Here is a 16,023-nt window from a genome sequence, read left to right on the forward strand (position 1 = left end):
CGTCGATGGAGCTGGGCGGCACCCGAGTCGAGGTCTGGCAAGGGGATATCACGCAGCTGGCGGTGGATGCCATCGTCAACGCGGCGAATTCCTCCTTGCTGGGCGGTGGGGGCGTCGATGGCGCCATCCACCGCGGCGCGGGGCCGGAACTCCTGGCCGAATGCCGCGAACTGGGTGGCTGCCCGACCGGCGAAGCGCGCCTGACGGGAGGCTACAAGCTTCCCGCGCGCCAGGTCATCCACACTGTAGGGCCGGTCTGGCATGGCGGTGGGCAGGGGGAGGCAGAGCTTCTCGCCCGATGCTACCGCTCCAGCCTGGATCTGGCTCGCGGTGCGGGGCTGCGCACGTTGGCGTTCCCGGCAATCTCGACCGGGGTCTATGGCTATCCTGCAGCGAGGGCGGCGGAGGTCGCGGTTGGAGCGATCGCCAATCTGCTCCGGGAACATCCCGGAGCTTTCGACACTATCTTGCTGGTCGGTTTCGACCACGATGCCACGGCCGTGCTCCGCGCGGCGCTGGCCGCGCTGGAGAACTAGGGAAACATGGAAACCAAAGCCGGTGATCCGGGCGCCTTTGCCCATTTCGATCTGTCGCGCGTCGACAGCCCTGCCTTCGTCGTCGATGCGGCCAAGCTGCGCGCGAACCTTCAGATCCTGCAGGACGTGGGCGAGCGTTCGGGCGCCAAGGTGCTTTCGGCGCTGAAGGCGTTCTCGATGTGGTCGACCGCACCGATCATCGGGGAATACCTCGATGGCGTATGCACCTCGGGGCTATGGGAAGCGCGTCTGGCGAGCGAGTTCTACGACGGCGAGATCGCGACCTACTGCGCGGCCTACAAGCCCGATGAGCTGGACGAGATCCTGCGTCTGTCGGACCATGTGATCTTCAATTCGCCCCAGCAGATCGTGCGCTGCTCGGCGATCATCGCGAACGCGCGGGCTCGCGGCGAAACCTTCGACATCGGCCTTCGCATCAACCCGATGCAGCCCGAGGGCGAGGTTGCCAAGTACGATCCCAGCGCCCCGCATTCGCGTCTGGGCTTTCCCATCGACCAGCTCAGCGAAGAGCATGTCGAGCTTGTCGACGGCATCCATTTCCATAACTTGTGCGAACAGGGCTTCGGCCCGCTCGACCGCACCTGGGACAAGGTGTTCGACTACCTCGAACCCTTCTTTGGCCAGCTCAAGTGGATCAATGTGGGCGGCGGCCACCACATTACCCGCGCCGATTACGAGCGCGAGGAACTGATCACCTTCCTGTCCGACATGGCCGAGGATACCGGCGCGGAAATCTACATCGAGCCGGGCGAGGCCGTGGCGCTCGATGCGGGTATCCTGGTCGGCACCGTGCTCGATACCGGGTGGAACGGCATGCCGGTCGCCATCGTCGACATCTCGGCGACCTGCCACATGCCTGACGTGATCGAGGCACCCTATCGCCCGGCCATGCTGGACGAGATCCCGGCGGCCGATCACGGCATGGTCGATGAGGGTGAGGGCGGGGCGATCCGTCTGGGCGGTCCTTCGTGCCTCGCGGGCGATGTCATTGGCGACTACCGTTTCCCCAAGGACCCGCAGCCGGGCACGCGCTTCGCGTTCCTCGACCAGGCGCATTACTCGATGGTCAAGACGACGACCTTCAACGGGGTCGCGCTGCCCTCGATCTGGCTGTGGGATTCGGAGACCGATTCGCTCGAGTGCGTCCGTCGCTTTGACTACGAGGATTTCCGTAACAGGCTCAGTTGAGCTTTGGTTGAAACGCGCGCCAAGGCCTGTTAGGCGCGCGCCCTTCAACTGGTCCCGGACAGGGGCCGGGTGGGCACGTGCCACGCGAATCGTGCGGAGCGACTCGTTAAGTTCTGCGTTCGGAACGGCTGATAGAGTCGCTTCCAGACGCATGGCGGGAGCGGCGCCGCGCGGGTCCATGGTCTGCAACATCGTGTTGTTACGGAAAGGAAAAATTTGGCTGATTGGCAAGCTCTCGTACGTGTGAACCGACATTTGTGACGGTTTCGTGAAATCTTTGGTTTTTCACTTGCGATTCAGCGCATCAGTCTTATATCCGCCCCTCGCTGCCCCATGGGGACTTCCAAACCGCAAGGCAGCTTTGTCGCTAACAATTTCGCTGGGGGTCCCTTGAATTGCTCCAACATCTCGACGCACCGGCCGTAGCGCGCGAAATCGCGCCTGACGAACCCGTTATCCTGAACCGCCCGCACGCTGCGGCGCGCGCCGCTCGATTCTTCGCGACGAAGTTTCCGGGCCGCTCGCTCTACGCGGTCAAGGCCAATCCCTCGCCCGATCTGATCCAGATCCTGTGGGACAACGGGATCACGCATTACGACGTCGCCTCCATCACCGAAGTGCGCATGGTGCGCGCGACGCTTCCCGAAGCGACGCTGTGCTTCATGCACCCGGTCAAGACGGCGAGCGCGATCCGCGAGGCCTATTTCAAGCACGGTGTGCGCACCTTCAGCCTGGATACCCAGGAAGAGGTCGACAAGATCGTCGCCGCGACCACTGACGAGAACGGTGTGCGCGCAAAGGACCTGCGCCTGTGTGTGCGCCTGCGCGTCTCCTCGGAATATTCCGAGCTCAGCCTTGCCTCCAAGTTCGGTGTCGATCTTGTCGATGCAGGCCAACTGCTCCAGTCGACCCGCCAGGTCGCGGACTGGCTGGGCGTGTGCTTCCACGTCGGCAGCCAGGCGATGACGCCGTTCGCCTATGTCCAGGCGCTCGAGCGCGCGCGCGCCGCGATTGCCGATGCCGGTGTCGTGATCGACATGATCGACGTGGGTGGGGGCTTCCCCTCCAGCTACCCGGGCATGGAACCGCCGCCGCTCGAGGATTACTTCGCGATCATCCACCGCCACTTCGAGGCGATGCCGATTGCCTACAACGCCGAACTGTGGTGCGAACCCGGCCGCGCGCTGTCGGCCGAGTACAACTCGCTGATCGTCAAGGTCGAGAAGCGCCGCGGGGAAGAGCTGTACATCAACGACGGGGCCTATGGCGCGCTCTATGATGCGGCGCACGTGGCCTGGCGTTTCCCGGTCCGCCACATTCCGCGCGATGTCGACAACGACAATGCAGCGATGGACGCGGCCGAACTGGAAGCCTTCTCGTTCTACGGCCCGACCTGCGACGATGCGGACTTCATGGAAGGCCCCTTCATGCTGCCTCCGGGCATCAAGGCGGGCGACTGGATCGAGGTCGGTATGCTCGGCGCCTATGGCGCGGCCATGAAGACCGCGTTCAACGGCTTTGGCGGCGCGGAAGTCGTGATCGTCGAGGATGAGCCGATGGCCAGCCTCTACACCGGCGATCGTGCGGACCCGCGTGTGTCGGACAACGTGGTCTCGCTGCGCTGAGGCGTCGCGCTCGAACGGAATGAAAAAGGCCCCCGGAACCATGTGTTCCGGGGGCCTTTTTTCGTGTGGCTATGAGCCTTACGCGGAGAACAGGTCCTTGAGGCGATGGGGCTGGCAGCGCAGGTACTGCGGGGCGGCCTTGACCTGCGCGCCAAGCGCGGCGGCCGCGTGCCAGGGCCAGCGCGGATCGTAGAGGACCGTACGCGCCAGCGCGATCATGTCGGCATCGCCCGTCGCGACGATGGCCTCGGCCTGCTCGGGTTCGGTGATGAGGCCGACCGCGATGACGGGGACGTCCACGGCCTCCTTGACGGCGCGGGCCAGCGGTACCTGGTAGCTGGGGCCGACGGGGATCTTCTGGTCCATGTGGAGACCGCCCGAGGAAATGTGCATGGCGGCAACCCCGCGCGCTTCCAGTGCCTTGGAGAAGGCCACGGACTGTTCGATGTCCCAGCCGCCCTCGACCCAGTCTGTGCCCGAGATGCGCATGGTGACGGGCTTCTCCGAAGGGAAGGCGGCGCGCACGGCGTCGAAGACCTCAAGCGGGAAGCGCATGCGGTTTTCCAGGCTTCCGCCGTATTCGTCGGTACGCGTGTTGGAGAGCGGCGAGAGGAACTGGTGGAGCAGGTAGCCGTGCGCGCCGTGAAGCTGGATGGCATCGATGCCAAGGCGCGCGGCGCGCACGGCCGCCTGGGCAAAGGCGTCGCGAAGACGCGCCAGGCCCTCGTTGTCGAGCGCGACGGGGGCGTTGTCATCGGCGGAGAAGGGAATGTCCGAGGCCGAGACGGTCTGCCAGCCGTTCGCCGCGTCAGGCGCGATCTGGCCGCCGCCGTCCCAGGGCTTTTCGCAGCTGGCCTTGCGGCCTGCGTGGCCGAGCTGGATGACGATGGGCATGTCCGACCAGCGCCGCACCGATTGCAGCACCTTGTCCATCGCGGCTTCGGTCGCATCGTCCCACAAGCCGACGTCGGCGTAGGTGATGCGCCCTTCCGGGCTGACTGCGGTGGCCTCGATGGTGAAGGCGCCCGCGCCCGATTGGGCGAGCTGGCCGATGTGCATCGCGTGCCAGTCGGTCATGCAGCCATCCTGTGCCGAGTACTGGCACATGGGGGCGATGACGATGCGGTTGGAAAGGGTGAGATCGCCCAGCGTGATCGGCGAGAAGAGTTTTGCCATTGGGTCCTCGGATCAACGGGCCGCGAGAGGCGCGGACCTTGCGTGACCCCCTAGATGGGACCTGGCTGGCATAAGGGAAGGGGGCGGGCCGGAAGTTATCCGGCCACGCCCAAAAGGAATTTTCTGACGTGAAGGGGGCTGGGGCGCAGGTGCGTTCAGGCGGCCTTGCGCATTTCCAGGCGTTCCCAGATCTCGACCAGGGCGCGCGTGAGATGGTCCATCATTTCCTCGGTGTGTGCAGGGCCCGGCGTGAAGCGCAGGCGCTCCTTGCCGCGCGGCACGGTCGGGAAGTTGATCGGCTGCACATAGGCGCCGTATTCGGCGAGCAGGATGTCGCTGATCTTCTTGGCCTTGACCGGATCGCCGACCATCAGCGGCACGATGTGCGTGGTCGAGTTCATGACCGGAAGACCCGCTTCACGGAACTTGGCCTTCATCATCGCGGCCGACTTCTGCTGCGCCTCGCGCTCGACGCTCGAGCTCTTGAGGTGCTTCACCGAGGCGAGCACGCCCGCGACCAGCACCGGCGAGAGCGAGGTCGTGAAGATGAAGCCCGGCGCATAGGAGCGGATGCAGTCGATGATCTTCTGGTCGGCGGCGATGTAGCCACCCATGACGCCGAACGCCTTGCCCAGCGTGCCTTCGATGATGTCGATGCGGTGCGCGGCCTTGTCGCGGTCGGTGATGCCGCCGCCACGTGGGCCGTACATGCCCACCGCGTGAACCTCGTCGATGTAGGTCAGCGCGTTGTACTTTTCGGCAAGGTCGCAGATCTCGTGGATCGGGGCGACGTCGGCGTCCATCGAATAGACCGATTCGAACGCGATCAGCTTGGGCAGCGTGGGGTCGGTCTCGGCCAGCAGTTCCTCGAGGTGTTCAAGGTCGTTGTGGCGGAAGATCTTCTTGGGGCAGCCTGCGTTGCGGATGCCGGCGATCATGCTCGCGTGGTTCAGCTCGTCCGAGAAGATCACGCAGCCCGGCAGCAGCTTGGCGAGCGTGGACAGCGTTGCATCGTTCGAGACGTAGCCCGAGGTGAAGAGCAGCGCGCCTTCCTTGCCATGCAGGTCGGCCAGCTCGGATTCCAGCTCGATATGGTAGTGGGTGTTGCCGCCGATGTTGCGCGTGCCACCCGAGCCCGCGCCCACGTCGTGCAGCGCCTCTTCCATGGCCTCGATCACCTTGGGGTGCTGGCCCATGGCAAGGTAGTCGTTCGAGCACCATACCGTGATCGGCTTGGGGCCATTGTGCCCGGCAAAGCAGCGGGCGTTGGGGTAGGCCCCCTTGTTGCGCAGGATATCGATGAAGACGCGATAGCGACCTCGGAGTGAAGGCGATCGATCGCCTGGTCGAAAATCTGATCGTAGTTCACGAAAGCCTTGTCCTGCTCTACGCCGTCATGCCTTTTGCTCTGCGCCGGCTTAACCTTTGCCTCTATCCGTCCCCCGGTCCAGTCCTTTCGGGACTTTCCCATGGAAAGACGAACTCTACCCCGTATCGCGGGCCAATACATTATCCCTTGGTCCATGACCAGAACGTTGTCCCATATAGACGTATCGACTTTGTCCGGAAGTGGACGCCTTGTCCTAGCCGTGCTGCCGGTTTTCTCCCGATTTGCGAAAGCTTCTGTGGCTCTCTGCGTGACTGTGCCTATTGCCGCGCTGTGACTTGCAAACATTGATCGCCATCAAGGTTTGAAGGAGTTTCAATCTGAAGGGCCCTTGGGCCGGTGTCAGAAGTGTTCGATGCTCGCCAGCCCGAAGCGGGCAAGGGCCGTGCTGTAGGCGCGTGCGGCCACAGGATCTCCGGTGAAGAGCGCGCGGTCGGGCGTGCGGCGGGCAAACGCCTGCCCTTGTGTCAATCGGGCGACCTGTCGTGCGATCCCCTGTGCGCCGTGGACGAAGCGTACATCGGGCCCGAATGCGGCGGAAAGTTCCGGTTCCAGAAGCGGGAAATGGGTGCAGGCCAGCACCACCGTGTCGATCCGCTCGCCGCCGGGCATGGCGCGCAGAGCCTCCACCGCACGCGAAATGGCGGCGGGATCAACGCTCTCGCCGCGCAGCTTGGCCTCGGCGGCATCGACCAGTTCGGGCGCGCCGTGGCGCAGGAGTTGCTGGTCGGCGGCAAATTCGCGTTCGAGCCGGTCGACATAGCCCTGCCGGATCGTCGCCTGGGTGCCGAGAAGGCCGATGACGCCGCTTTGCGTCATCGCGGCTGCCGGCTTTATCGCGGGGACGGTGCCCACGATGGGCGTTTCGAGGACTTCGCGCACCATACCGAGCGCAATCGTGGAGGCGGTGTTGCAGGCAATGCAGATGAGCCGAGGGCGAAAGCGCTCGGCCATGCGGCCAAGAAGACCGGCCACGCGCGCGGCAATCTGCGCTTCGGTCTTGGTGCCATAGGGCAGGCCGGCGGTGTCGGCGGCGTAGAGAATCGGAGCCTCGGGCAGGAGCCGGCGCACTTCGTCAAGGACGGTGAGACCGCCCACGCCCGAATCGAACAGCAGCACGGGCGCGGCTGCGTCGAGCCCTCCGATATCCGCCTTCACCGTGTCCGCTTCGAGAATTTCGCCTGCCATCACCTTGCCTTGAGCCCACTAGGCTACCTTGAGCCAAGCTCCAGTTAGCCGCGATAGCGCGCATGTCGCAACGCGGGAAGCGGCAACTGGTCGCACCAGCGCGGCAGTTGCGCGCGCAAGATGTCTTCGCCTTGCCTTCCAATCGGGCTATGGGGCGCGCCATGGATTGGATTCTTGCTCTTCTTGTCGGCTACGGCTTCGGCTCGGTGCCCTTCGGTCTCATGCTCACCCAGCTTGCCGGGATGGACGACCTGCGGTCCATCGGCTCGGGCAATATCGGGGCGACCAATGTCTTGCGCATGGGCAACAAGAAGCTCGCCGCTGCAACCCTTCTGCTTGACCTCGCCAAGGGCCTGGCGGCGGTGGCGATGACGTCACTGCTCTGGCCGGAGTGGACCTGGCTGGCCGCGCTTGGCGCCTTCTTCGGCCACTGCTTCCCGGTCTGGCTCAAGTTCAAGGGCGGCAAGGGCGTGGCGACCACGGCGGGCATCGCCTTTGCCTACGCCTGGCCGATTGGCCTTGCCTACGCGGTGGCCTGGATCGGCCTCCTTGCCGTGGTGCGCATTTCCTCGGTTGCGGGGATGAGCGCGGCGGTCATCGCGCCGCTCGTCGCCTACCTTGTCGGCCAGAACGAGGCCGCGATGGTGCTCGGGGTTATTGCCCTTGTCGTCCTCTTCCAGCATCGTGCCAATATCGGTCGCCTGATCGCGGGGACCGAACCCAGGGTGGGCAGCAAGAAGTAGAACGTATCTGCGGGGGCGAATGGACGAGGCGAAGGAGCCTGCGGGCACGGTCGGGAAGGAACGGCTGCAACTGAGCCAGGAAGAGGCCTTTGCGCGCATCCGCCTGCTGCGCTCGCCCAATGTCGGGCCCGTCAGCTACCGCCAGCTTCTGGGCAGATTCGGCACCGCAATCGCCGCGCTTGAGGCGCTGCCCGATATCGCCGGGAAGGGGGGGAGGCGCTACACCGCCGCCCCGGTCAAGCGCATCGACGCCGAGACGAGCGCGATGCGCAAGCTGGGCGCGCGCTATCTCTTCCACGATTCGCCGGACTATCCCCCCTTGCTTGCGCAAGTGAGCGGCGCTCCGCCGATCCTGACCTGTCTGGGCGATCTTTCGCTCATGCATCGCCCCAGCGTTGCCATGGTCGGCGCGCGCAACGCCTCGGCCGCCGCGGTGCGTCTGGCACGCGATTTCGCCTATGGTTTGGGGCAGGCGGGTTTCACCGTCGTCTCGGGACTTGCCCGGGGTATCGACGGGGCCGCGCACCAGGGCGCGCTCGCCGCGGGCGGCGCGACCGTGGGCGTGATCGCGAGCGGCATCGACATCGCCTATCCGCCCGAGCACGAGGCACTTCAGGCCGAGATCGTGGAAAAAGGGCTGGTGCTTGCGGAACAGCCCTGCGGAACCGAGCCACTGGCACGCCATTTTCCGGCCCGCAACCGCATCATCGCCGGGCTTTGCGCAGGCACGCTGGTGGTGGAGGCCGCGCCCAAATCGGGTTCGCTCATCACCGCCCGGCTGGCGGGCGAGATGGGGCGCGAGGTGATGGCGATCCCCGGCTCCCCGCTCGATCCGCGCGCCCACGGCTGCAACGGTCTCATCCGCGACGGCGCGGTGCTGGTCCAGTCGGTCGAGGACGTGCGCGAACTGATCACCGCCTTTGACGGCACCAGCCCGCGCTCTACCTTCCGGGAGGACGTGGCGGAATGGGACTTCACCGAGGACGTCGCGCCAGTCGATGACAGTCCCGCCGAAATCGCCGATCTTCTCACTACCGCCCCTGTTGGCGTCGACGAACTCATCCGCCAGACCGGGGCGAGCCCGTCGGCGGTGCAACTGGCCTTGCTCGAACTCGAACTGGCCGGGCGATTGACCCGCCATGCTGCGGGCCGGGTCAGTCTTTCGGGGTAGGCGGACCCGTCCGCCGTGATCGAGCCTTGTTCCTTGTGGGCAGGGTCCCCACCTTTGCCATCGCGCCGTCACGCATTGGTGCTTGACGAACGGTTCATCCGATTCCCACCCTATGCGTACACACATACACGTGTATGTGCATGCGCACGCACGTGAGGGGCATACTAGAAAGTCTGAAATGCAGCTTGTTATCGTCGAGTCACCCGCCAAGGCCAAAACCATCGAGAAGTATCTCGGCAAGGACTACAAGGTGCTCGCCAGCTACGGCCACGTCCGCGACCTGCCGCCCAAGGATGGCTCGGTCCGCCCGGACGAAGGCTTCGAGATGGACTGGGAGCTTTATGGCGACAAGCAGAAGCAGGTCCGCGCCATCACCGATGCGGCGAAGGAAGCCGACCGCCTGATTCTCGCGACTGACCCTGATCGCGAAGGCGAAGCCATTTCCTGGCACGTGCTGGAGCTTTTGAAGAAGCGCCGTGCGCTGCCCAAGGAGGTGGAGCGCGTCACGTTCAACGCGATCACCAAGGCGACCGTCACCAAGGCGATGCAGGAGCCGCGCGAGCTCGATCAGGACCTGATCGACGCCTACCTCGCGCGCCGCGCATTGGACTACCTGTTCGGCTTCACGCTGTCGCCGGTGCTCTGGCGCAAGCTGCCCGGCGCCAAGTCGGCAGGCCGCGTGCAGTCGGTGGCGCTGCGCCTGATCGTGGACCGTGAGCGCGAGATCGAGGCGTTCAAGCCGCAGGAATACTGGTCGGTTGCGGCGCTGATGGCGCACGACGGTACGGACTTCACCGCCAAGCTCGTCCAGTTCGAGGGCGAGAAGCTCGACCGCCTGTCGCTGGGCGAGGAGGGCGTCGCGATGCGCGCCAAGGCGGCGGTCGAGAACGGCGCCTTCAAGGTCGAGAACGTCGAGACCAAGCCGCACCGTCGCAACCCGCAGCCGCCCTTCACCACCTCGACCCTGCAGCAGGAGGCCGCGCGCAAGCTCGGCTTCTCGGCCAGCCAGACCATGCGCGTGGCGCAGGGGCTCTACGAGCAGGGCGCGATCACCTACATGCGTACCGACGGCGTGCAGATGGACCCGAGCGCAATCCAGGACTGCCGCAAGGCCGTTGCGGACCGGTATGACGGGCATTTCCTCCCCGACAAGCCGCGCCACTACGAGACCAAGGCGAAGAACGCGCAGGAAGCCCACGAGGCGATCCGCCCGACGGACTTCACCAAGGACAAGCTGGGCTCGGGCGATGCGGGGCGTCTCTACGACCTCATCTTCAAGCGCGCGATGGCGAGCCAGATGGCCTCGGCACAGATGGAACGTACGACCGTCACCCTGCGTGATGGAACGGGCCGCACCGAACTGCGCGCCTCGGGCCAGGTCGTGAAGTTCCCGGGCTTCCTGGCCGTCTACGAGGAAGGCCAGGACAACAAGTCGGACGATGATGACAGCGGCCTGCTGCCCTTCATGAAGGCGGGCGACATGCCGGCCAAGAAGGACGTCACCGCCGAGCAGCACTTCACCCAGCCGCCGCCGCGCTTTTCCGAAGCCAGCCTCGTCAAGCGGCTGGAGGAGCTGGGCATCGGGCGTCCCTCGACCTACGCCGCGACGATCCAGGTCCTGAAGGACCGCAACTACGTGCGGACCGAAAAGAATCGTTTCTTTGCCGAGGAATCGGGCCGACTTCTCACCTCGTTCCTGCAGCGCTTCTTCGAACGCTATGTCGCCTATGACTTCACGGCGGGCATGGAAGATGAACTCGACGACGTCTCGGACGGCCGCCAGGCCTGGAAGGACCTGCTCGAAGCGTTCTGGCGCGACTTCAAGCCCAAGTCCGACGAGATCATGGAGCTGAAGCCCTCGGACGTGACCAAGGAGCTGGACACGTTCCTGTCCGACTTCCTGTTCCCGCCCAAGGAGGATGGCTCGGACCCGCGCCAGTGCCCCAAGTGTGCGGACGGCAAGCTGGCGCTGCGCGGTGGTCGCTACGGGGCGTTCATCGCCTGCTCGAACTACCCCGAGTGCAAGTTCACCCGCAAGTTCGCGCAGGCCGGTGCCAGCGGCGAACAGCAGGACGATCAGGAACTGGGCACCCACCCCGAGACGGGTGAGGAGATCCTGCGCAAGGTCGGGCGCTTCGGCCCCTACATCCAGATGGGTGAGGGCAAGGACGCCAAGCGCGCCTCGATCCCCAAGGACATCGACGAGCTCGATCTGGACTGGGCGGTCAAGCTGCTGAGCCTGCCGCGCACGGTCGGCACGCACCCCGAAACGGGTGAGGAAATTGTCGCGAACATCGGTCGTTACGGGCCGTACCTCTTGCACAACGGCAAGTACGGCAAGCTCAAGACCACTGCGGATGTGTTCGAGACGGGCATGAACGCCGCGGTTTCGATCCTGGCTGAGGCGGCCGCGGGCCGGGGCGGCGGGCGCACCAAGGCCGAGCCGATCAAGGTCCTGGGCAAGCACCCCACCAGCGAAGGCGAGATGAAGGTCATGTCGGGTCGTTATGGCCCCTACGTAACCGATGGCACCTACAACGCCACGCTCCCGCGCGACAGCAAGCCCGAGGACCTGACCGACGCCGAGGCCATCGCCCTGATCGACGCGAAGGCCGCCAAGGGCCCGCCCAAGGGCAAGAAGAAGGCTCCGGCGAAGAAGAAGGCTCCCGCCAAGAAGGCCGCGCCGAAGAAGGCGGACGAGGGTGAGGGCGAAGCCGCGCCCAAGAAGGCGCCTGCCAAGAAGCTGCGCCGAAAAAGACGGCGGCCAAGAAGGCTCCGGCGAAGAAGGCCGCGGCCTCAGGCGAGGATCAGGGCGACGACGTCCCCTGGGACGCATAACCTTCGCGAGATCACGCAGCGGATGGCGCCTTCGGGCCGTCTACCGCTGCGCTGGTCGCATCGGGCGCTTCGGCGGCCCCAATCATGTGAGGCCCGTCTGCGGGCCGGAAAGCAGGCCATGAGCAACAAGATCGCCAAGCACAAGCAGCCCTGGAAACCGGAAGAGCTGCAGAAGCTGCAGACGCTTGCGGGCAAGGGCAAGGGCCTCAAGGAAATCGCCAAGGCTCTCAATCGCACCGAGGAATCGACCAAGGATGCAGCGCGCCAGCACGGGTTCGCGATCGCGAAGGCGCGGTAAAGACGAAACAAGAGGTTTCCGAGGGCCATTGCCCTCGGGCTCCCCGAACTGGCGACCTCACCTTCCTTGCGTGACCGTGGCTGAAAGACGTGAGGTGGCCCGTTCCGGGGTCCAAGGGGCAATGGCCCCTTGAGAAGTTCTCTCTATCTTCTTGAAATCAGCCGATTGCGGCCGCGCTGTCCTCGCTTTGCGCCTCAGGTGCAACGTCATACGCAGGCGGGTTGATTTCCTTGATGCCGCTGTTGATCAGCCACCAGGAGATGTCCTGTGCGGTTGCGCGCATGCCCGCGAGGTTGAGGTGCCACTGGAGGCCCAGGCTCCCGTCGTAGCCCGCGGGTGAACCGATCATCCAGGCGTTTTCGCCATCGCACGGGGTGTGCCCCTTCGAGGCAATGTTCATTTCCACGACCAGGACACCGCGTTCGCGGGCGATCTTGTCGGTAATCTCGCCAAGGCGCTTGCCGATGGTGCGCACGATGGCGGCGTGTTCCGGGCTGACCGGGGTCGCCTCGCACAGCTGGCCAGCAGGGGGCAGCGGGGTCAGGTACTGGACGAGCACGATCTGCGCTCGCGGGGCCTGGCTGCGCACGCGGCGGATGATCTCGTTCATCTGCATTTCGACGCGCGCGTAGTCGACGTTCTGGGGCGTGCGCACGGCGTTGCACGTGCGCGGCTTGGCGCCAGGAGCGCGGTTTGCGTTGCGGAAGTGGCAGGTCGCCGAAAACAGGTTGCCGATGTAGTTGAGATCGTTGCCGCCGATAGTGATCGTCACCAGCCGGGTCTGGGGCGTGACCGCCTCGATCTGGGGGGCGATTTCCTTCCACGGGCCCAGGATGTTCGTCGTCATCGCACCCGAGCAGGTACGGTCGGTCAGGTTCAGCCCGAAGCGCTCGGCAAGGAGCGTGGGATAGTTGTTCTGGCTCTGCCCGCAGCGCGGGTAGGGGCCAGGCTTGGCCGGGCGCAGGCCCGGGCCCGCCGAGAACGAGGAGCCCATCGCCACGTAGCGCTCGCCTTCCAGGCTCACGGGTTCGGGCGGCGGGGGAGCCTCGAGAGTGACGACAGGTTCGGGCGTAGTCGGTTCGACACGCACGGGCGCCTTCGTCTGGGCCTGGGCCGCACTCATCGAAAGCGCGCAGGCAGCGGTAAGCAGCGCGGCCAGCTCAAGGCGGCCCGCGCGGGAAAAGAACGTCATCGTGCCTCCTGGAAGGGAACGCGGGTAAAAGTCTGGCTGGAAACGCTTAACGGACCCAGTCGAGCCCGATTTCCTCGTAGATATCTTTCGTTTCGGCCCAGTTTTCCTCGACCTTCACGTGGAGGAAGAGGTGGACCTTCTGCCCCAGGATCTCGGCGAGCTCCTTGCGGGCGGCTTCGCCGATGGCCTTGATCTTGGCGCCGCGCTTGCCCAGCACGATGGCGCGTTGGTTGTCGCGCGTGACGACGATCTGCTGGCGGATCTCGACCGAGCCGTCCTTGCGCTGGGTGTAGCTTTCAGCCCGCACCGCGCTGTCGTAGGGCAGTTCCTCGTGGAGCTGGCGGTAGAGCTGTTCGCGTGTGACCTCACAGGCGAGCAGGCGCTCGCTGGCGTCCGAGACCTGTTCCTCGGGGTAGTGCCAAGGGCCTTCGGGCATGAGCCCCGCAAGGTGCGCCTTCAGTTCCGGCACGCCGTCCCCGGTGAGGGCGGAGACGAAGTAGACTTCATCGAAAGTGACCGCAGCTCCCAGTTCCTGGGCGAGCTTGAGCAGCGGTTCCTTGGCGCAGGCATCGACCTTGTTGAGGACGAGGATCTTGCGCTCCGAACGCTCCTTCAGCGTCTCGAGCAGGGGCTCCAGTTCGTGGCGACGCTGCTTGATCGGGTCGACCACGAGCAGGATCGCGTCGGCTTCTTCCGCGCCTTCCCAGGCCGCGGCCACCATCGCGCGGTCGAGCCGGCGCTTGGGCGCGAAGATGCCGGGCGTGTCGGCCAGGATGATCTGGACCTTGCCTTCCAGAGCAATGCCCATGAGGCGCGCGCGGGTGGTCTGCGCCTTGGCCGAGGTGATGGCGACCTTCTGGCCGACAAGGGCGTTGACCAGCGTGGACTTGCCCGCGTTGGGCGCGCCGATGACGGCGACAAGGCCGCACTTCTCCGCGCTGTTTTCGGGCGACGTCATGCAAACTTCCTCATGAATTCCTCGGCCGCGCGGGTTTCGGCATCCTGCTTGGAATTGGCCGTGGCCTGCGCGCGGCCCACATTGTGAATAGCAACCTCGACGGTGAATTGCGAGGCGTGATCGGGGCCGGAGCGGTCGAGCAGCTTGTACTCGGGCATGCGGCGGCGGTTGCCCGCGGCCCATTCCTGAAGCGCAGACTTGGGGTGCTTGCGCTGGCCGGTCTTGCCCTCCAGCGTCTTGGCCCAGAGGCGCCGCACCATGGCCTGTGCCGCTTCGAAACCGTGGACGAGGAAGCAGGCGCCGATCAGCGCCTCCATGACGTCGCCCAGGATGTTCTCGCTGTCCTCGCCGCCGTCGTCGCGTGCCTGCTTGCCAAGACGCATGTGCGGGCCAAGGCCCAGGCCACGCGCAATGACGGCGCAGGTCGCGCGGCTGACGAGCGCGTTGAGGCGCTGCGACAGGCGGCCTTCGGCCTCGGCGCTGTGTTCGTAGAGCCACTCGGCAATGGAGAGGCCCAGGACCCGGTCGCCCAGGAACTCCAGGCGTTCGTAGTTGCGCTTCTCGCCGGTGCTGCCGTGGGTGAGGGCGGCAATCCAGATCGCCTCGTCCGCGATGGGCTGGCCGACCGTCTCTTCGAGAAAGCGGCGGGTATCGTCAGTGAGCACAGATCAGAAGGTCCCACCGATGCGGTTCCAGCGCGCGGCCGTGAACCAGGTCCAGGGCAGCAGCCAGTTGGCCGAGCCGTCGGTCGAGAACATCATCAGCGCGGCCTTGCCGACCAGGTTTTCCTGCGGGACAATGCCGATGCCGCCGCCTTCGATCGGCGGGAAACGGCTGTCGAGCGAGTTGTCGCGGTTGTCGCCCATCAGGAACATGTGGCCTTCGGGGACGATGTAGGTGCCGGTGTTGTCCTTCTCGCGCGGGCCCATGTCGAGCACGTTGTAGCTGACCCCGTTGGGCAGCGTTTCGCGGTACTGCGGGTAGCGGCAGGCGGACGAGCCATCGGCGCGCACGATTTCGAAACGCGGCTCGACGCAGGGCAAGCGCATTTCCGTCTTGGCGGAATCGCGCATGTTCTGCGTGACGGGCAGGATGAAGTCGTCGACGCGCTCCTTGGGCACGGGCGTGCCGTTGAGGATGACCTGGCCGCCCTGCATGCGGATTTCGTCGCCGGGCAGGCCGATCACGCGCTTGATGTAGTCGAGGTCGTTGCCCGGGGGCGCCTTGAAGATGACGACATCGCCGCGCTCGGGCTGGCTGGCAAAGACGCGTCCCGGGATCAGCGGCGCGCTGAAGGGCAGCGAGTACTTCGAGTAGCCGTAGGACCACTTCGAGGCGAACAGGTAATCCCCGATCAGCAGGCGTGGCAGCATCGATTCGCTGGGAATGTTGAAGGGCGAGATGATGAAGCTGCGCAGCACGACCACGCCCAGCACCAGCCAGAACAGGAACGCAAAGAAGTTCTCGTCCTTCTTGGGCTTTTCGTCAGGCTTGGCCGCTTGGGGCTGGGGCGCCTTGGCGGCGGGCGCCGTGTCGGGAACGCTGTCGGTTTCGCTCATGCCCGACCCATGTTGCGCGAGGCCCCAAAGGTCAAGTGAATTGCCGAGGAGCGGCCAACTTGGCTCGACCGGGGACAGGCGCGTCGCCGCTCTTGTGAAACGGCTTGGTTTTCGCATCTGCAATAACCATAAGGCGATCCAAA

At 65.3% G+C, this 16,023-nt stretch carries 12 protein-coding genes and 1 pseudogene; 6 read left to right on the forward strand and 7 right to left on the reverse strand.

Annotated features, from left to right (window positions below):
- The first annotated feature begins 5 nt into the window (after positions 1–5).
- From MBENS4_RS15675 to MBENS4_RS15685, 3 genes are all read left to right on the forward strand, one after another.
- The gene (locus tag MBENS4_RS15675; RefSeq protein ID WP_039392762.1) at positions 6–536 is read left to right on the forward strand and encodes an O-acetyl-ADP-ribose deacetylase; all 531 of its coding nucleotides are present in this window, start codon (positions 6–8) and stop codon (positions 534–536) included.
- A gap of 6 nt (positions 537–542) precedes the next feature.
- Positions 543–1,745: a carboxynorspermidine decarboxylase gene (locus tag MBENS4_RS15680; protein ID WP_039392763.1), complete on the forward strand. Its 1,203-nt coding sequence runs from the start codon at positions 543–545 to the stop codon at positions 1,743–1,745.
- Positions 1,746–2,140: 395 nt separating this feature from the next.
- Positions 2,141–3,370, forward strand: coding sequence for a type III PLP-dependent enzyme (locus MBENS4_RS15685; RefSeq protein ID WP_039392764.1), 1,230 nt, complete (start codon positions 2,141–2,143; stop codon positions 3,368–3,370).
- Positions 3,371–3,448: 78 nt separating this feature from the next.
- Here the strand turns inward: MBENS4_RS15685 and MBENS4_RS15690 are convergent, their stop codons facing one another.
- The 3 genes and pseudogenes from MBENS4_RS15690 to murI form a co-directional block, all read right to left on the reverse strand.
- Positions 3,449–4,546, reverse strand: a complete 1,098-nt coding sequence (locus tag MBENS4_RS15690) for an NADH:flavin oxidoreductase/NADH oxidase (RefSeq protein ID WP_039392765.1) — start codon at positions 4,544–4,546, stop codon at positions 3,449–3,451.
- Positions 4,547–4,701: 155 nt separating this feature from the next.
- A pseudogene (hemA, locus tag MBENS4_RS15695) lies at positions 4,702–5,915 on the reverse strand (5-aminolevulinate synthase).
- Between the two features lie 360 nt (positions 5,916–6,275).
- Complete coding sequence (murI, locus tag MBENS4_RS15700) at positions 6,276–7,121, reverse strand: glutamate racemase (RefSeq protein ID WP_052322450.1); 846 nt, start codon at positions 7,119–7,121, stop codon at positions 6,276–6,278.
- Between the two features lie 161 nt (positions 7,122–7,282).
- On the opposite strand from murI, the gene plsY reads away from it, so the two are divergent.
- From plsY to topA, 3 genes are all read left to right on the forward strand, one after another.
- Positions 7,283–7,864, forward strand: coding sequence for a glycerol-3-phosphate 1-O-acyltransferase PlsY (gene plsY / locus MBENS4_RS15705; RefSeq protein WP_039395108.1), 582 nt, complete (start codon positions 7,283–7,285; stop codon positions 7,862–7,864).
- Positions 7,865–7,883: 19 nt separating this feature from the next.
- On the forward strand, positions 7,884–9,035 hold the full coding sequence (dprA, locus tag MBENS4_RS15710; RefSeq protein WP_052322451.1) for a DNA-processing protein DprA: 1,152 nt from the start codon (positions 7,884–7,886) through the stop codon (positions 9,033–9,035).
- Positions 9,036–9,213: 178 nt separating this feature from the next.
- Entirely contained in the window at positions 9,214–12,171 is a 2,958-nt protein-coding gene (gene topA, locus MBENS4_RS15715) for a type I DNA topoisomerase (RefSeq protein WP_242404978.1), read from the forward strand.
- 157 nt (positions 12,172–12,328) lie between these two features.
- Here the strand turns inward: topA and MBENS4_RS15720 are convergent, their stop codons facing one another.
- The 4 genes from MBENS4_RS15720 to lepB are packed head-to-tail and all read right to left on the reverse strand — an operon-like array spanning position 12,329 to position 15,880.
- Positions 12,329–13,363, reverse strand: coding sequence for an SGNH/GDSL hydrolase family protein (locus MBENS4_RS15720; protein WP_052322452.1), 1,035 nt, complete (start codon positions 13,361–13,363; stop codon positions 12,329–12,331).
- Between the two features lie 46 nt (positions 13,364–13,409).
- Positions 13,410–14,321: a GTPase Era gene (gene era, locus MBENS4_RS15725; RefSeq protein ID WP_039392766.1), complete on the reverse strand. Its 912-nt coding sequence runs from the start codon at positions 14,319–14,321 to the stop codon at positions 13,410–13,412.
- Positions 14,318–14,986 carry a ribonuclease III gene (gene rnc / locus MBENS4_RS15730; protein ID WP_039392767.1) on the reverse strand — a complete coding sequence of 223 codons (669 nt, stop codon included), beginning with the start codon at positions 14,984–14,986 and terminating at the stop codon, positions 14,318–14,320. The genes era and rnc overlap by 4 nt, the downstream gene beginning before the upstream one ends.
- 3 nt (positions 14,987–14,989) lie before the next feature.
- Positions 14,990–15,880 (reverse strand): signal peptidase I, encoded by an 891-nt coding sequence (gene lepB, locus MBENS4_RS15735; RefSeq protein ID WP_039392768.1) that lies wholly within the window; start codon positions 15,878–15,880, stop codon positions 14,990–14,992.
- Positions 15,881–16,023 lie beyond the last annotated feature (143 nt).

The sequence above is a fragment of the Novosphingobium sp. MBES04 genome, from assembly GCF_000813185.1.
GTDB lineage: Bacteria > Pseudomonadota > Alphaproteobacteria > Sphingomonadales > Sphingomonadaceae > Novosphingobium > Novosphingobium decolorationis.

Coding starts and splice junctions, on each gene's coding strand:
- MBENS4_RS15675 (WP_039392762.1), top strand. CDS start 6: ATGGAGCTGGGCGGCACCCGAGTCGAGGTCTGGCAAGGGGATATCACG.
- MBENS4_RS15680 (WP_039392763.1), top strand. CDS start 543: ATGGAAACCAAAGCCGGTGATCCGGGCGCCTTTGCCCATTTCGATCTG.
- MBENS4_RS15690 (WP_039392765.1), bottom strand. CDS start 4,546: ATGGCAAAACTCTTCTCGCCGATCACGCTGGGCGATCTCACCCTTTCC.
- murI (WP_052322450.1), bottom strand. CDS start 7,121: ATGGCAGGCGAAATTCTCGAAGCGGACACGGTGAAGGCGGATATCGGA.
- plsY (WP_039395108.1), top strand. CDS start 7,283: ATGGATTGGATTCTTGCTCTTCTTGTCGGCTACGGCTTCGGCTCGGTG.
- dprA (WP_052322451.1), top strand. CDS start 7,884: ATGGACGAGGCGAAGGAGCCTGCGGGCACGGTCGGGAAGGAACGGCTG.
- topA (WP_242404978.1), top strand. CDS start 9,214: ATGCAGCTTGTTATCGTCGAGTCACCCGCCAAGGCCAAAACCATCGAG.
- MBENS4_RS15720 (WP_052322452.1), bottom strand. CDS start 13,363: ATGACGTTCTTTTCCCGCGCGGGCCGCCTTGAGCTGGCCGCGCTGCTT.
- era (WP_039392766.1), bottom strand. CDS start 14,321: ATGACGTCGCCCGAAAACAGCGCGGAGAAGTGCGGCCTTGTCGCCGTC.
- lepB (WP_039392768.1), bottom strand. CDS start 15,880: ATGAGCGAAACCGACAGCGTTCCCGACACGGCGCCCGCCGCCAAGGCG.